The 15,698-nt window shown below is 65.3% G+C and carries 17 protein-coding genes; 8 read left to right on the plus strand and 9 right to left on the minus strand.

All coding sequences use genetic code 11. The features are described from left to right. Positions 1-69: 69 nt before the first annotated feature. Positions 70-933, plus strand: coding sequence for a helix-turn-helix domain-containing protein (locus ACIA8C_RS41845; protein ID WP_397144859.1), 864 nt, complete (start codon positions 70-72; stop codon positions 931-933). Continuing rightward, positions 930-1,142, plus strand: a complete 213-nt coding sequence (locus tag ACIA8C_RS41850; RefSeq protein ID WP_397144861.1) for a DUF397 domain-containing protein — start codon at positions 930-932, stop codon at positions 1,140-1,142. The genes ACIA8C_RS41845 and ACIA8C_RS41850 overlap by 4 nt, the downstream gene beginning before the upstream one ends. 144 nt (positions 1,143-1,286) lie before the next feature. On the opposite strand, the gene ACIA8C_RS41855 is transcribed toward ACIA8C_RS41850, so the two are convergent. Next, positions 1,287-1,580: a hypothetical protein gene (locus ACIA8C_RS41855; RefSeq protein ID WP_397144863.1), complete on the minus strand. Its 294-nt coding sequence runs from the start codon at positions 1,578-1,580 to the stop codon at positions 1,287-1,289. Here ACIA8C_RS41855 and ACIA8C_RS41860 point away from each other — a divergent pair. The 5 genes from ACIA8C_RS41860 (at position 1,579) to ACIA8C_RS41880 (ending at position 7,554) form a co-directional block, all read left to right on the plus strand. Continuing rightward, entirely contained in the window at positions 1,579-2,409 is an 831-nt protein-coding gene (locus ACIA8C_RS41860; RefSeq protein ID WP_397144865.1) for an aminoglycoside adenylyltransferase domain-containing protein, read from the plus strand. The genes ACIA8C_RS41855 and ACIA8C_RS41860 overlap by 2 nt on opposite strands. Before the next feature lie 128 nt (positions 2,410-2,537). Further along, positions 2,538-4,133 carry a prenyltransferase/squalene oxidase repeat-containing protein gene (locus tag ACIA8C_RS41865; RefSeq protein ID WP_397144867.1) on the plus strand — a complete coding sequence of 532 codons (1,596 nt, stop codon included), beginning with the start codon at positions 2,538-2,540 and terminating at the stop codon, positions 4,131-4,133. Positions 4,134-4,311: 178 nt separating this feature from the next. Continuing rightward, positions 4,312-5,154: an SAM-dependent methyltransferase gene (locus tag ACIA8C_RS41870; protein ID WP_397144869.1), complete on the plus strand. Its 843-nt coding sequence runs from the start codon at positions 4,312-4,314 to the stop codon at positions 5,152-5,154. Between the two features lie 96 nt (positions 5,155-5,250). Beyond that, complete coding sequence (locus ACIA8C_RS41875) at positions 5,251-6,951, plus strand: alpha/beta fold hydrolase (protein ID WP_397144871.1); 1,701 nt, start codon at positions 5,251-5,253, stop codon at positions 6,949-6,951. Positions 6,952-7,038: 87 nt separating this feature from the next. Then, entirely contained in the window at positions 7,039-7,554 is a 516-nt protein-coding gene (locus ACIA8C_RS41880) for a hypothetical protein (protein ID WP_397144873.1), read from the plus strand. A gap of 412 nt (positions 7,555-7,966) precedes the next feature. Here the strand turns inward: ACIA8C_RS41880 and ACIA8C_RS41885 are convergent, their stop codons facing one another. Beyond that, a complete protein-coding gene (locus ACIA8C_RS41885; protein WP_397144875.1) occupies positions 7,967-8,584 on the minus strand; it encodes a LysE family translocator in 618 nt (205 codons plus the stop codon). Between the two features lie 110 nt (positions 8,585-8,694). On the opposite strand from ACIA8C_RS41885, the gene ACIA8C_RS41890 reads away from it, so the two are divergent. Then, positions 8,695-9,147, plus strand: coding sequence for an Lrp/AsnC family transcriptional regulator (locus ACIA8C_RS41890; RefSeq protein ID WP_397144877.1), 453 nt, complete (start codon positions 8,695-8,697; stop codon positions 9,145-9,147). A gap of 3 nt (positions 9,148-9,150) precedes the next feature. On the opposite strand, the gene ACIA8C_RS41895 is transcribed toward ACIA8C_RS41890, so the two are convergent. The 7 genes from ACIA8C_RS41895 to ACIA8C_RS41925 all read right to left on the minus strand — a co-directional run bounded on the left by ACIA8C_RS41895 (position 9,151) and on the right by ACIA8C_RS41925 (position 15,599). Beyond that, positions 9,151-9,417 (minus strand): ribosomal protein L7/L12, encoded by a 267-nt coding sequence (locus ACIA8C_RS41895; protein ID WP_397144879.1) that lies wholly within the window; start codon positions 9,415-9,417, stop codon positions 9,151-9,153. 35 nt (positions 9,418-9,452) lie between these two features. Continuing rightward, positions 9,453-9,842 carry an STAS domain-containing protein gene (locus ACIA8C_RS41900; RefSeq protein ID WP_397144881.1) on the minus strand — a complete coding sequence of 130 codons (390 nt, stop codon included), beginning with the start codon at positions 9,840-9,842 and terminating at the stop codon, positions 9,453-9,455. Between the two features lie 261 nt (positions 9,843-10,103). Further along, positions 10,104-11,384 carry an ATP-dependent Clp protease ATP-binding subunit ClpX gene (clpX, locus tag ACIA8C_RS41905; protein ID WP_150403131.1) on the minus strand — a complete coding sequence of 427 codons (1,281 nt, stop codon included), beginning with the start codon at positions 11,382-11,384 and terminating at the stop codon, positions 10,104-10,106. Positions 11,385-11,833: 449 nt separating this feature from the next. Beyond that, positions 11,834-12,505, minus strand: coding sequence for an ATP-dependent Clp protease proteolytic subunit (locus ACIA8C_RS41910; RefSeq protein WP_397144883.1), 672 nt, complete (start codon positions 12,503-12,505; stop codon positions 11,834-11,836). Positions 12,506-12,572: 67 nt separating this feature from the next. Further along, a complete protein-coding gene (locus ACIA8C_RS41915; protein WP_397144885.1) occupies positions 12,573-13,163 on the minus strand; it encodes an ATP-dependent Clp protease proteolytic subunit in 591 nt (196 codons plus the stop codon). Positions 13,164-13,435: 272 nt separating this feature from the next. Beyond that, entirely contained in the window at positions 13,436-14,848 is a 1,413-nt protein-coding gene (gene tig, locus ACIA8C_RS41920) for a trigger factor (RefSeq protein ID WP_397144887.1), read from the minus strand. Positions 14,849-15,017: 169 nt separating this feature from the next. Then, on the minus strand, positions 15,018-15,599 hold the full coding sequence (locus ACIA8C_RS41925) for an FKBP-type peptidyl-prolyl cis-trans isomerase (protein WP_397144889.1): 582 nt from the start codon (positions 15,597-15,599) through the stop codon (positions 15,018-15,020). Positions 15,600-15,698 lie beyond the last annotated feature (99 nt).

Below are 15,698 nucleotides of genomic sequence, written 5' to 3' on the forward strand. Positions count from 1 at the left end.
TCGTGAACGACCGACGCTTCCGAGACATACAGACATCCTCTCAGCAGGACAAACCATCCCGCTAACTAGGTGTCCACCGTTCGGGGGGAGCCTCATCTGACGGAATGGCGTAGTCGCGCGGGGATGAGTCAGCAGAGAGCCGCCGAGCTATTGGAGATGGGCTCCAGCAGTTTGCAGCGCCTAGAACGTGGCCAGAACAGTCGGATCAAAGCGCGCGATATCCAAGCCGCGTGTGATCTGTACGGGGTACCAGGTGAACTGGTCGAGGCGTTCATCGGGCTGGCCCGGCAGGCGAGCGTCAAGAGTTGGTGGCACGAATACGGCGACCTCATACCGAAGGACTTCGACGTCTTCGTAGGCCTCGAGTCGGCTGCGGTCGAATTGCGCTCCTACCATCCCGAACTGGTACCCGGCCAGTTCCAGACCCCCGACTACCTTCGTGCTCTGGCGCAGCTTCGCTTTCCAGAAGCCGCTGCGACGGAACATGACCGGTGGATTCAACTGAAGATGCAGCGGCAGAACATAGTTACGCGCAAGACCAACCCAACCACGGTCAAAGCGGTGATCGGCGAGGCAGCACTGCACCGCATCTCCGGCAGCCCGAGAACCATGGCCGGACAGCTCAAATGGCTGGCCGACGTGAGCACACAGTCGAATGTCACCATCCAAGTACTTCCCTTCCAAGCCGGGTTCCCCGTCGGGTCGTACATCGGCCCGTTCGTGATTCTGGACTTCGGCGTGACGGCCACGGGAGAGCAAGTGGAGCCGACAGTGGTCTTCATCGAAGGAAGCTCGATCGGCAATCTTTACCTCGAAAAGCCGGATGATGTCAGACGCTACGATGATTTGTACGAGGGCATCAGTCAGGCAGCGTTGGATGCCACGGCCAGCAGGAATCTGTTCCGGCAGGTAGCAAGGGAGTATCTAGCGTGACCGTCGATCTAACTGGCGCTGAATGGTTCAAGAGCAGCTACAGCAACCCCGACGGCGACTGCGTAGAGGTCGCGTTCCTGGATAGCGGCTTAATCGGAGTCCGAGACTCCAAGAACCCCAACGGTTCCGCACTGCTCTTCACCCATGGCGACTGGGATGCCTTCACCGCTGGGGTCCTCGACGGACAGTTCAACCGCCCACACTCCTGAACATAGGGAATGTAGGTCCTCTGACGCGCGGCGGAATCTCGAGATGTTTGAGATTCCGCTTCCTCCGTTCACCAGTTGGCCAAGCCCCGCCAGTTACGTTCCAGGGCAGCAGGTTCCGAGTTAGCCTGCCAGTGCACCGAATTCTCAGCGAGGCGGGGCGGTGATCAGCTGCTCGAGTCGATGCAGGGCGTGGGTCATGGTGTCGATGTGGCGGGCGAGGCGGTCGCGCTCACCCAGCAGTTCGTCGCGTTGAGCAGCGGTGCTGTGGCCGGTGTCCATGCACGGCAGCAGCTTGGCGATGGTGCAGCTGCTGAGTCCGGCGGCGTAGAACTGCTGGAAGATGCGTACCCGCTCGACCGCTTCCTCGGTGTAGATGCGGATAAGCGCGGCGTGCAGCCCGGCACCCGATCGACTCGATTCCGGCAGACTCGCATCCATGTCGCTTCCCGCTATCGTCGAAGACACCGTCGAGACTTATCTGGCATCGGTCGATGCCGAGGCGCCCGGTTTGATCGAAGGTCTGTACCTGGAAGGGTCGTTGGCACTCAACGATTTCCGGCCGGATGCCAGTGACATCGACTTCGTCGCGGTCACCGCGAACCCGTCGGGCAGCGCGGAGCTCGGCGCGCTCGAACGGGTGCACGCTGGGCTTCGCGAACGGCGCCGCCGCCCGTTTTTCGACGGGATCTACCTGACCTGGAACGACCTTGCCGCAGGACCGCAAGCGACTGGCGCGCGACCAGCAAGCAACAGTGGGCGACTGAAACCCTATGATGGCCAGCATAATCCGGTCACCTGGCACACTCTGGCCGAGCACGGCGTCACACTGCGCGGACCGGCTGCCGCCGACGTCGACATCTGGACCGATCCCACCGCGTTGGCCGCTTGGCAGAACACCAACCTCGACGAGTTCTGGGCGGCCGGACTGACTCGGGCCGCCACCCTACTCAGCAAAGATGGCCTGTTCCTCCTCACCGATTACGCCACCGTCTGGACCGTCACGGGCATCGCGCGCCTGCACTACACCATCGCCACCGGTGCCATTACCTCGAAGGACGGTGCTGGCCGCCACGCACTGGAGTCGCTCCCCAAACCCTGGCACCGCATCATCGATGAGGCACTGCGCCTGCGGCGCAACAACTCTCGCCGATCGCTCTACCGGAGCCGCCGCGCCCGCCGACGCGACATCCTCACCTTCGGTCACCATGCGATAGCCGATGCCCACCGCATCTTCGAAAACCGCCTGCGGACTCCGCCTACCGCATGACTTGCGCGGGCGGTGCCGCCATGCGTGGAACATGGCCTTGGCCAGGCTAATTGCGATTAGCCGTGGTTGTCTGTGCCTGCGCAGCAAGATCGTCATTTCGACGCATGTGTTTCGTTTGCGGAGGGAACATGTTGGGGTACTCCTCCTCGAACACCGGAAAGACCGTCATGCGACTAGCGACACCCAGTCGAGCCCAGGCGAGCTGGTCGCCTGAACTCTTCCCCCCGGCTCTCACCTCCGCAACCACTCGCCTGCGGTCCTATCTGACAACGCGCGTCGGTCCCGACGGCGCGGTCCGTGATCCCTGTCGCAGCCGGATCCTGGAGTCCGTGCTGGCGCTGAACCTGTTGGAGCGGACGGGTCTACAGCCCCAGCGAGTGAGCCGCCTCGTCGACTATCTGCGCGCCCAGGCCACGACAGATCCACTGGATCGGATCCTCGTCGACCTCGCCCTCAGCCGCGCCGCGACCGCAGGTCCCGCCGCGGGACTGGCCGAGGTGTTCCTTGCCAGAGCACCCGGCTTCACCGGCGCGCGCAAACACGCCATGTTCGACGCGACCTTCGCCCTGTACGGCCTCCTCCCCTCGCGCCCGCTCGACCCGAGCGCCTTCGACCTGACGGGCTTGCACAGCTGGGCCAGGGTGCAGGTCACCGCCGTGAAGATAGTTCTCGCCGACGCCGCTAACCGGCACGACCACATCAGTGACGAGGACGTGCGGATACTGCTGGAAACCCAACGCCAGGGCCAGGTTTGGGAGAGCAACGTCCTCATCCAGCTGTGGGCACTGCACGCCCTGCACCGCCTCCCACACACCGAAAACGTGGTGGCCGATGGACTGACCAAAGCCTTGGCCCTGCAGCGCGAAGACGGTGGGATGCCGTTCGTCGGCGACACCGATACCTGGTGCACCGCCACCGCCGGTGTCGCACTCGCCGCCGCCTCCGCCCCGCGCGATGTCCTGCACGCCATCGCCGCGCACCTGCGGTCCCAGCAGCAGCCGGGCGGCGGCTGGTCCTACACCGACCTCGCCTACCAAACCGACGTCGACGACACCTCGGTCGCCATTCAGTTCCTTGGCGCACTCGACCCTGACAGGTACCGCGAACCGATCCGCTTGGGCGAGAAGTCACTGCTGGCGGTCCGCAACCCTGACGGCGGATTCCCCACCTATATCGCCGGAGCCGCGTCGGAAGCCTGCATGACCGCTGCCGCGGTAGACGCGCTGACCCCGCGGTGGAAACGACACCACGACACCATCGCCGCCGGGCTCGCGTTCCTGGCCGACCAGCAGCGCGAGGACGGGTCCTTCCCGCCGGACTGGTCGAGCAGTCGCCTGCACACGGTGTTCCGCGCGCTGCTCGTGGCCACCCGCAACCCCGGCCACCGGCCCGCCTACCTGCGGCAGATGACCAAACGGATCATGGCCCTCGTGCTGGACGGGCAGAACGCCGACGGCGGCTGGGGGCAGCAACACCGGGAACCAAGCGACCCGATCAGTACCGCCTACGCCCTCATCGCCGTGTGCCGCCAGAACGACCCGGCGCCGGCCGAACGCGCGGTGACCTACCTACTGGCCCACCAGAGCGACAACGGCAGCATCACCGCCATCCCCGACTCGATCGGTCCGCGACCGCTGCGATTCACCATTCCGATCCTCGCCGACATCTTCACGCTGCTGGCCCTCGGCCACCTCTCCCACCGCATCGCCGCGAGTGTTCCTTGAGCGTCCGCCGCCCACACGGGGCCGAGCCGGTGCCGATTCGGTACGGATTCGCGGCATGTCGACTATTCACCGGAATATGCTGGCGCCGTACGCTTTGGCGAGTCGCCACGCGTCGGCGGCAATTTGGTGTGGTGAGCTCGGCAGATTCCTGCGCGGCCACCTCGCGGAGAGGAGCACCATGTCGGATGGCGACGGTCAGACAGGTTCACCCTTGCCGGTCACGATCGATACCACCAAACCGCACGAGGCACGTTTCTACGATTACTGGCTCGGCGGTGCGGACAACTATCCGGTCGATCGGGTGCTCGGCGACAGGATCGCCGCGCTTGTCCCCACCATCCGCACGATGGTGCGCCACAACCGCGCGTTCCTCGGCCGCGCCGTGCGTTATGCGATCACCGAACTGGGCATCACCCAGTTTCTCGACATCGGCACCGGCCTGCCGACCGCACGCAATACCCACGAGGTGGCCCAGGAGGTGGATCCGGCGGCCCGCATCGTCTACGTCGACAAGGATCCGCTCGTGCTCGCCCACGCCCGCGCCCTGATGGCCAGTACCCGCGAGGGTAAGACCGCGTTCATCCACGCCGATCTGCACGACCCCGAGTCGATTCTGACCAACCCGGCGCTCGCCACCACCATCGACCTCGATCGACCGGTCGCCATTACGCTGACCATGATCATGATGTACTTCCGCGACTCGGACGATCCACACGGCATCATCGCGCGGCTGTTGGAGACGGTGCCCTCCGGTAGCAGTCTGACGATCAGTCACCCCACCGCGGATTTCAATCCGACGGCCACGGCCGAGGCCGCGCAAGCCTGCGAGCGCGCCGGTATCACCATGGTCCCGCGCACCCGCGCCGAGATCGAAAACCTGTTCGCCGGAACAGAAATCGTGGAGCCGGGCGTGGTCACGCTCGAGGAATGGCACCCCGAACTCGCCGAGGAATCCCTCTACGAGGTCGATCCCGATGCCGGACCCGCCTGGATCTGGGCCGGCGTAGGCCGCAAACCCTGATCGGCGTACGAAGGCCCCGATAACAACGCCCAGACTGGAAGCTCCAGGCTTCTTCGATTAGATTGGCGCAAGGCCCATTTGGGTGGAGGGGATTCCATGCGCCGAACGCGGCGACCTGTCATCGTGCTGCCGGTACTGGCGATTGTCTTGTCGATTGCGGCTGGGCACGCCTCGGCAGACAGTTCATATAACCTCGAATTCCAGCCGCCACCAGCGCATTTCATCGAATACCCCGATGGCGCGCCGCAGCTCCCCACGGCGATCGCCACCCAGCGTCTGGACTGGAAGCCGTGCACCGAGGCCGGGCTGATTGCCGCCGCGAACGGCAAACCCGCGGCCGGTGTTCGTGCGCCGCTGCTCGACGGGCTGGATTGTGCGACGGTGCGAACGCCACTGGATTGGACGCAGCCCGAGGGAGGGCCGGTCGCTACGTTCGAGATCTCCCGGCTACCCGCCCGAAAGCCGGCGGCGCGACTGCTGTTGACCAGCCCGGGCGGCGCCGGGGCGGGATCGCTGCTCAATCCGATCGAGTGGGCGACCGCGTTTCCCGAGCTGCGCGAGACCTACGATCTGCTGGGTTTCGATCCGCGCGGCACCCGCCTGTCCAGCACCGATCAAGATTGCGACGCAACCATTTCGGGCGATCCGCTGCTCCTCGGCACCGGACGCAACGACCGCACCGATGTCCTGGACTTCTCGGCCGATTCGGTGCGCCTGCAGCTGGGGCAGGCCAGGGATTGGGTTCGATCGTGCGTCGACCGCACCCCGGCCAGCGCCGCCACGGCCGGGACCATTACCCACTGGCAGACCGTCCGCGATCTGGACCTGGTTCGCGCGCTGTTGGGGGCACCGACCTGGAGTTACCTCGGTGTCTCGCAGGGCACACTGCTCGGCCTCGAGCTAGCGCGCACCTTCCCCGACCGCGTCGACCGCATGGTGCTCGACTCCGTGGCCGACCCAGCCGTCTCCACCACAGCGGGATATGCGGAACGATTCTTACGTCAGCAGAAGGTAATCGAGCAACAGTTCGCCCCGTGGCTCGCCACCCGAGGCACCGCATTCGGTGACAACACCGGCGCAGTCCGCACCGCACTGACCACCCTGCGCGCCGACCTTACCGCCCACCCGATCCCGCTGCCGCTCGATCGCACCTTCAGCGGCAACGATCTCAACACCCTGTTCTTCGGCGTCGACAACAGCCCCTACGAAGTGCTGGAACGCAAACTGCTGACGCTGCGCGCCGCGATCGACTACCCCTCGGCGACGACACAACTCAACGCCGCCATGGCATTTCGGATAACGCCGCTGCTGGACGAGCTCGCCCAGGATGTCCTCTTCGCCAGTTCACGCATCGGCTGGTGGACCGCCCGCAACTGCGATGTCGGCGCGTGGAGCCACGACATCGACGAAGTCGTCGACATGGCAAGGCAACTCGCCGCCACAGCGCCATTGACCTACTTGGGCATGGGATTTGCCGCAGTGTGCGCGTTCTGGCCCCAACCCCACACGGGCACAAGCACGGTGGGCTACGACCGGATCGGCTCCGCGATACTGATCGCCAACGAGCGTGACCCGGTGACGCCGATCTCGGGTGCCCGCGCCGTCCGCTCGACCATCCCGAACGCACGCCTGATCACCGTAGTCGGCAAACCCGGCCATCTCGTCCTGCCGCAAACCAGGCCCAAGGGCCTCCCCGGCTCGGTGCCGGGCACCAGCTCATGTGCTCGAGCCATCGCGGCGGAGTATCTCGTCCACGGACGCATCCCCGACCGAGATTTATCGTGCCAACCGGATTGAAACCGGCTATTCGCTGAGCTCGAGCGGACTCGATCCGGACGGCCGTGTCACCCGGCGACGGCGGGCACGCGCACTAGATTGGTTGTCATGTCACGAGATGCAGCAGCGCAGATCAGGGCACTTTTCGCGGATTCGGTAGGCCGTGGATTCGATCCGCGGACGGTGCTGGGTGCCGACGATGCCGAGATCGATGCGATGGCGCGGGCCCAGCGGGTGCCCGCGGTGCCGGTGGCGGTCCGTGAGGTGCTGCGCTTGATGGGTCGCGAGCTGGGCCGCTACGAATCCCTCGGCGGCTCGGGACGTCGGCGGCTCGGGGTCAGCGCGATCTACCCGGAGGACCGGAAGCGGGCGGAGAACTTTGCCGAGTACGACAGCTCACTGACCGATCCGGGACACCTGCTGGTGCTGTCCGTGCTCGAGCTGGACGAGGGATGGTTCTACGAGGTGGTCGACGGATCGCAAGTGACGGAGCCCGATCCGCCGGTGTGGTTCGGCAGCAGCGACGGTTTCCTGGCCGCGCCGAACTACCCATCGGTGACCGTGTGGTTCGCCGAGATGTGCGCGGAGGTCGAGGGGATGCTCGCCGAGGAGATCGACCGCTAGACATGCGACTGCCCCAAGGCTGGGTTCGAGGTCAACCTTGGGGCAGTGGGTGTTGCACGAGCCGCGAGTGCCTGCAGGTGTTCACCCGCGACTCGGTTCTAGCTACCTATTGGAGGACCCGAGGGCGCCCGCAACTCCACCCATGAAGTCGGTGACTGCGATGTATGCAGCGGCGATGGCGACCAAAAGGAACTCCACGACAGATACATCGTCTGCCGTAGCGATTCGTTACCAGTGATTTATCGGTGAATTTCCGCCGCTTGTTGCACCCGCGCCACAGTGGACGCCCACCAGGCGGCGTCGCCGACCGCGTCGTGCAGATCAGCGGTGATATCGGGGCCAACCGGTTCTGGCGTGTCCATAGCGGCAGGCCGGCTCCGGCGCCCCTCGGCACGGCGGCCGAATGGCCAACTCACATTAGACGTTCCACTAGCAGCAACGTCCCGATGAGGATCATGGCGACGCCGGACACGCGGGTGACGACGCGGGCGGCGGCGGGGCGGGCGCGCAGGACCGTGCGGGCCAAGATGCCGACGCACAGGTAGATCGCGGCGCAGCTCAGCGTGTGGATCAGGCCGAGGGTGCCGATCTGGGCGGCGAGCGGCCAGGAGCCGGTGCGGTCGGTGAACTGTGGCAGCAGGGCCAGGAAGAGCAGGATCGCCTTGGGATTCAGTCCACTGATGCCGATGCCACGCAGCACGCTGGCGCCCCACGGGGCGGGGTTCGCCTGCTCCGGCATGGCTGCGGGGGTGCTCGACGTGGCCAGGGTCGTGCCGCCGAGCCACATCAGATACAGCCCGCCGAACACCGTAAGGGCGGTCAGCACAACGGGATTCCGGTCGACCACCGCGGCGACGCCGGCCGCGACCACCGCGGTCAACGCGACATAACCCAGCAGCAGTCCCCCGACGGCGGGCACCACCGATCGCTCACGCAGACCGGCGGAGATCGCGTACGCCCAATCCGCGCCGGGGACAAGGATCAGCAAGACCGACACGGTCCAAAACGCCGCGATGTACCCGACTGCCATGTGGAACCTCTCCCTTCGAACGAATACCCGAAGGAAGGATAGGTGAGTTGATCAAGCAGGTGATTCCAAGTATTCGCAGCTGAGCGGCCATATATGGAAGGATCTACCCCATGGATCGCGTCGACCGGAAGATTCTTGCCGAGCTGCAAAAGGACGGTCGTTTGACGATCACCGAACTCGCCGCCCGGGTCCGGCTGAGCCTGTCGCCATGCCATCGTCGGCTGCGGGAATTGGAACGGTCCGGGGTGATCCGCGGCTATCGCGCGCTGGTCGACGCCGCGGCCGTCGGGTTGACGTTCGAGGCGCTGGTCTTCGTGACGATGCGGCAGGAGGATCGCACCACCGTGGCCGCGTTCGAGCAGGCCGTCGCGGAGATCCCGCAGGTGCTGCAGGCACAGCGACTGTTCGGCGATCCGGATTTTCTGCTGCGCGTCGTCGCGGCGGATCTGCCTGCGTTCCAACAGCTTTACGACGAGAAGCTGGCCACGCTACCCGGCGTGCAGCACTTGACCTCGACGCTGGTGATGAAGCATGTGGTGCTCGAACGTCCGGTGCCGCTGTAGAACTCAGTACGGGAAGCGATGTTCGACGGCGTCCTTGGCCTCTTTGAGACCAGCGCCGGTCAGCTCCCGATAGCGCTTGATGGCCTGAATCTTCTTGCCGTCGGCCACGAGTGCGTCGATCTCGACCCAACTGAAAGCGGACCGCGCGGTGGTAGGCACGGTCCGGATCGGTTCAGCGGGCGTGTTCTCGATCCCCAGGTGCTGGAGGATCAGGTCGACTTTGTAGTTCAGCGCGTCGACCTTGCGCTCGAGACGGTAGCGGGCAAACATCATCGAATCGTAGTGACCGCCACCGCCTCGGAAAACTAGGCGGGGCCGAGCAACGCGTCGGCGAGATTGGCGGCGGTATCGAAAGTCGCGACGTCACCCGCGACCTGCAGCAGCCGATCGACACAGCGCGGGCCGGTGACCAGGCGGATCCGGCGGCCGGTGTGCCCAGCCCAGGCCTGCGCCTCGATCAGCACGTGCAGACCGGCGACAGCGAAGAACGTCACCTGGGACAGGTCGACGACCACCAGCGGTGCGGCGGTACTCAAGGAGCCGATCAGCTGGTTCTTGAACTGGTCAGCGGTGTAGAAATCCACCTCGCCCGCGAGGGCGCACAGCGTGACCTTCTCGCTGGGGGCGGTGACGGAAACGCTCAGCCGGGCTTCCGGCGCAGGCCGACTCGGCAATGTCGCTCGACTCGGTGCCACACCTCGCTTCGACACCGGTCTCGACGTGGTACTTGTGGGGAAAGTAGCGGGAGCAAGAGGGGTCGACATGAGGATCTCAGTCCTGTCGCGCACGGCAATTGACGTCGTTGCCGGCAATGCTTTGCGCCCCGGGGCTTCACAACGAGCTCCAGAACTAGGCTGTCTGCTCAACCCTGAATACCGGGTACCCAGAATGGGGGCCTTTACACCAAGAAAAAAGCCACCGCGGGGTGCGATGGCTTTTCTCAGATCAGCTCGTGCTTACGCCGACTTCTCCCGGCGTTCGGTCCGCTGCGCCTTACGCGGCACGATGGTCGGCAGCACGTTCTCGGTGACGGTGTCGGAGTCGACGACCACCTTGGCGACGTCGTCGCGGCTGGGGATGTCGTACATCACCGGCAGCAGCACTTCCTCCATGATGGCGCGCAGCCCACGGGCACCGGTGCCGCGCAGGATCGCCTGATCGGCGATCGCTTCCAGTGCGTCGGTGGTGAATTCGAGGTCGACGCCGTCCATCTCGAACAGTCGAACGTACTGCTTGACCAGCGCGTTCTTCGGCTCGGAGAGGATCTTGACCAGCGATTCCTTGTCCAGGTTGGTCACCGAGGCGACGACAGGGAGGCGGCCGATGAACTCGGGGATCAGGCCGAACTTGATCAGATCCTCCGGCATCACCTCGGCGAAGTGATCGGCGGTGTCGATCTCGGACTTGGACCGCACCTCGGAGCCGAAGCCGATGCCGCGGTGGCCGGTGCGCTCGGAGACGATCCGCTCCAGACCCGCGAACGCGCCCGCGACGATGAAAAGCACGTTGGTGGTGTCGATCTGGATGAACTCCTGGTGCGGGTGCTTGCGTCCGCCCTGCGGCGGCACGCTCGCCTGCGTGCCTTCCAGGATCTTCAGCAGCGCCTGCTGCACGCCCTCGCCGGAGACGTCGCGAGTGATCGACGGGTTCTCGCTCTTGCGGGCGATCTTGTCGACCTCGTCGATGTAGATGATGCCGGTCTCGGCGCGCTTCACGTCGTAATCGGCGGCCTGGATCAGCTTCAGCAGGATGTTCTCGACGTCCTCACCGACATACCCGGCCTCGGTGAGCGCGGTCGCGTCGGCGATGGCGAACGGGACGTTGAGCATCTTGGCCAGCGTCTGCGCCAGGTAGGTCTTGCCGCAGCCGGTGGGGCCGAGCATGAGGATGTTCGACTTGGTCAGCTCGACGACCTCGCCGCGGCTGTCGCGGCCCTTGTCGCCGGCCTGAATGCGCTTGTAATGGTTGTAGACGGCCACCGCGAGGGTGCGCTTGGCGGTGTCCTGCCCGATCACGTAGTTCTCCAGGAAGTCCCGGATCTCCGCGGGCTTGGGCAGCTCATCGAGCTTGACCTCGCTGGACTCGGCGAGCTCCTCCTCGATGATCTCGTTGCATAGATCGATGCACTCGTCGCAGATGTACACCCCTGGTCCCGCAATGAGCTTCTTGACCTGCTTCTGGCTCTTTCCGCAGAACGAGCACTTGAGCAGATCGCCGCCATCTCCGATGCGCGCCATCTCGTGGGTCCCTACTTCCTTGTCCGCGTGCAACCGTCCGTCCAGGTTGCCAGCTATCTGCCGCGTTACTTGTCAGCGCCACCGGCCGTGATCGCAAACGCATCGACCGGTTCCGGTGGGTGAGGCAGTGCTGTCAACCAGGAGCAAAGGTCCCTAGGTTGACCGTACCTGTTGTGTGCGATGGAGGTCGACAACTCGAGCATGTTTCTCGGCCGGGTTGTGCGAGTTCTCACCGCACCGGAGCGCGTTGTGTCCGTTCAGCGGCCTTTTCGTGGGCCGGCCGCTTATTTCATCGAGGCTGGAGACCTGAGCGTTTCCGGGCCAGCCGTGACACTGAAGCAGTCCGGCCGGGCAGCACGCCACAAGGCACGCTTCCCGGCCGGAATTCCCTGGGTTACAGCAACTTACGAGCGAAGCGCCGCCGGGATCGGCGATTCCCCCTGTTCATATCACTTCTTCTGAGCGCTGAGCTTGCGGTAGTCGAACACCTGGTCGATGATCCCGTATTCCTTGGCTTCCGCGGCGGTCAGGATCTTGTCGCGGTCGGTGTCCTTACGGATCTGATCCGCGTCCTTACCGGTGTGGTGGGCCAGCGTGGTCTCCATCAGGCGACGCATCCGCTCGATCTCGGCGGCCTGGATCTCCAGGTCCGACACCTGCCCCTGAATGCCACCCTCCAGCGCGGGCTGGTGGATCAGCACGCGGGCGTTGGGCAGGCATGCGCGCTTGCCGGGGGTACCAGCGGCGAGCAGCACGGCCGCGGCCGAGGCGGCCTGGCCGAGGCAGACGGTCGCGACGTCGGCACGCACGTACTGCATGGTGTCGTAGATGGCCATCAGCGAGGTGAACGAGCCACCGGGCGAGTTGATGTACATGGTGATGTCGCGGTCGGGATCGAGCGACTCGAGCACCAGCAGCTGCGCCATGACGTCGTTCGCCGACGCGTCGTCCACCTGCACGCCGAGGAAGATGATGCGCTCCTCGAACAGCTTGTTGTACGGGTTGGACTCCTTGACGCCGAAGCTCGAGTGCTCGATGAACGACGGCAGAATATAGCGCGACTCGGCGCCCTGCGGTGCCCTACCGCCGAGCGCTGCGCGTGGGTCAAACTGGTTGGCCATCTTCGTCTCCAAAGTCTGTGTGTGTAAGCCGCGGATGCGCTGAACGGACAGAGAGTCCGGATGGCGCCTAGTTGTCGGCGACGCCGTTGGTCTGGTTCGCGTGGCTGATCACCTGATCGATGAAGCCGTACTCCAGCGCCTGCTTGGCGGTGAACCAGCGATCGCGGTCGGCGTCGAGCGCGACCTGCTCCACGGACTTGCCGGTGTGCTTGGCCTGCAGCTCGTTGAGCTCACGCTTGGTGTGCGCGAACTGCTCGGCCATGATCGCGATATCGGCGGCGGAACCACCGATGCCCGCGGACGGCTGGTGCATCATGATCCGCGCGTGTGGCAGGGCGAAGCGCTTGCCCTTGGTGCCCGCGGTGAGCAGGAACTGCCCCATCGACGCGGCCAGGCCCATGCCATAGGTGGCGATGTCGCACTCGGCGAACTGCATGGTGTCGTAGATGGCCATACCCGCGGTCACCGAACCACCGGGCGAGTTGATGTAGAGCGCGATGTCCTTGGTGGGATCCTCCGCCGTGAGAAGCAGGATCTGCGCGCAGAGCTTGTTCGCGATGTCGTCGTCGACCTGGGTGCCGAGGAAGATGATGCGATTGGTAAGCAGCCGCTCGTACACCGAATCGCTGAGGTTGAGACCAGCAGTCGCGGATGTCATGACGACCCCTGCCTGATTGACTGTCACGGATACCTGCCTTTTCTTACCGGCTCGTTGGCCGACGGCCATCTCTGGTTCGTTGTCACAAACATTAACGAAGCAGGGCGGCACCGAACTCCCGGTACCGCCCTGATTCGCTCACAGCGCAACTTCGCTAGCGCTCAGTTGCACTGTTCGCGAGGGCGCGCTGTGTTTTTGGTTCACTCGCTTCGCTCGCTCACAGCGCAATCAACGCAGCTCGCAGCCACTCATCACGCTGGTATTTCATAGAACTATTCGGCCTTCGCCGCGGCGGTCTCGGTCGACTCGTCGTCGGCGGCCACGTCGGTGATCACCTCGACATCGTCGTCGGCGACAGAATCATCTGGGGCACCGAACATTTCGGTGGTGTCCACCGCGTTGCCCTCGGAGTCTGTCACCTTCACCTTGCCGACAACGCCGGCGAGGGCCTTGCCACGCCGGACGTCGGCGAAGATCGCGCCGAGCTGGCCCGCCTGCTGCACCTGCTGGATGAACTGCTCGGGTGCCAGGCCGTAGCGCTGCGACTGGAACAGGATCCGCTCGGTGAGCTCGTCCTGGCCGACCTGGGTGTTCTCCGCCTCGGCGATGGCGTCCAGCAGCAGCTGGGTGCGCACCGACTTCTCGGCGGACTCCTTGGCGTCCTTGTCGAACTCTTCGCGGCTGGAGCCCTGGGCCTCCAGCGCCTCGGCCAGCTTGGCCTCGTCGTGGTCGAAGCCGTGCACGGCGTCGTGGGTGACGGCGTCGATCTCGGCCTGCACGACCGCCTCGGGCAGCGGCACCTCGACCTGCTCGAGCAGGGTCTCCAGCACCTTGTCCCGGATCTGGCCCGCCTGCTCGACCTTCTTGCTGCGCTCGACCCGGTTGCGCAGGTCGGTCTTCAGCTCGTCGAGGGTGTCGAATTCGCTTGCCAGCTGGGCGAAGTCGTCGTCGGCCTCGGGCAGCTCACGCTCCTTGACGGACTGCACGGTGACCTTGATGACGGCTTCCTTGCCCGCGTGCTCACCGGCGACCAGGGTCGAGGTGAAGTCCTTGGACTCGCCGGCCGACAGGCCGACCAGCGCCTCGTCCAGGCCCTCGATGAGCTGGCCGGAGCCGACCTCGTGGGACAGGCCGGTGGTGGCCGCCTCGGGGACGTCCTCGCCGTCGACAGTCGCCGACAGGTCGATGGAGACGAAGTCGCCGTCCTGCACCGCGCGCTCGACACCGGTGAGGGTGCCGAAGCGCTGGCGCAGCGACTGCAGCTGCTCGTCGATGTCCTCGTCGCCGATGGTGAAGGTGTCGACGGTGACCTCGAGGGTCTCGTAGTCCGGCAGTGTGAGCTCCGGGCGCACGTCGACCTCGGCGGTGAACGCCAGCTCTTCGCCGTCTTCGATCTTGGTGATCTCGATCTCCGGCTGGCCGATGACCTTCACGTCGGCCGCGGTGACGGCCTCGCTGTAGCGGCCCGGCAGCACGTCGTTGACGACCTGCTCCAGCACCGCGCCGCGGCCGAGGCGAGCCTCGAGCAGCTTGGCCGGGGCCTTGCCAGGACGGAAGCCTGGGATCTTGACCTGCTTGGCCAGTGCCTTGTACGCGCGATCGAAGTCCGGCTTCAGTTCCTCGAAGGGCACCTCGACATTGATCCGGACCCGGGTCGGGCTCAGCTGCTCGACGGTGCTCTTCACGGACATGCTCCTTGTTCGTCGTCTGTTCTGGTTGAGACGCGATCCCCCGCTGTCCCGGACTTCTACCGGGACCCCGGCACCCGCCGGGTTGGCGAGGGACGCGGCGTACGCATCCCGACCAGGTTAGTTGACCGGCCGGGGCGGGCTGCACTCGGCCGCTTTTCGGGCCCTACTTGCCGACCGACACCGCGTCGGTGACGAAGACCAGCGTCTCGTTCGGCGCGATGCCGCTGCGACCGCTGGCGCCGTAGCCGAGCTCCGGCGGCACGATCAGCAGTCGGCGCGCGCCCTGCTGCACGCCGACAAGCCCCTGGTCCCAGCCTGGAATGACCTGTCCGCCACCGAGGGTGAGCTGGAACGGGGTGCCGCGATCGAACGAGCTGTCCTTCTTCTGTCCGTTGGACCAGGTGATGAGCGCGTAGTTCATGGTGAGCTGCTGACCAGAGGCCGCGCCGGACCCGGTGCCTTGGATGAGGTCCTTGGTGATGAGCTTCTTGGGCGGGTCGCAGTTGTCCGGGAGGGTGATCTTCGGGGCGGTGCCGAAGTCGCCGCTCACGCCGATATCCTCCGCGGTGCATTCCCGGCCCTTGCTCGCGGCGGGTGCGCCCTGCGCCGACGCGGTGGCCTTCGCGACCGAGGAGGGGGAAGAAGAAGGAGTGGACGACGCCTTGTCGTCCGAGCCACAGGCGACCAGAGTGAACGCTGCCGCGGCCATGGTTCCGATCCCGATGATCCTGCCGAGTGTGTGCATGCGGCGGACCCTAGACCATCGCGGCGGCGAAGGCCCGAGTCGACCTTCCGCACAGCGAAATCCCCGTTAGGCTGGCCGACGAATCCTTCATCCGGCGAT

Source organism: Nocardia sp. NPDC051321, from assembly GCF_044455225.1.
GTDB lineage: Bacteria > Actinomycetota > Actinomycetes > Mycobacteriales > Mycobacteriaceae > Nocardia.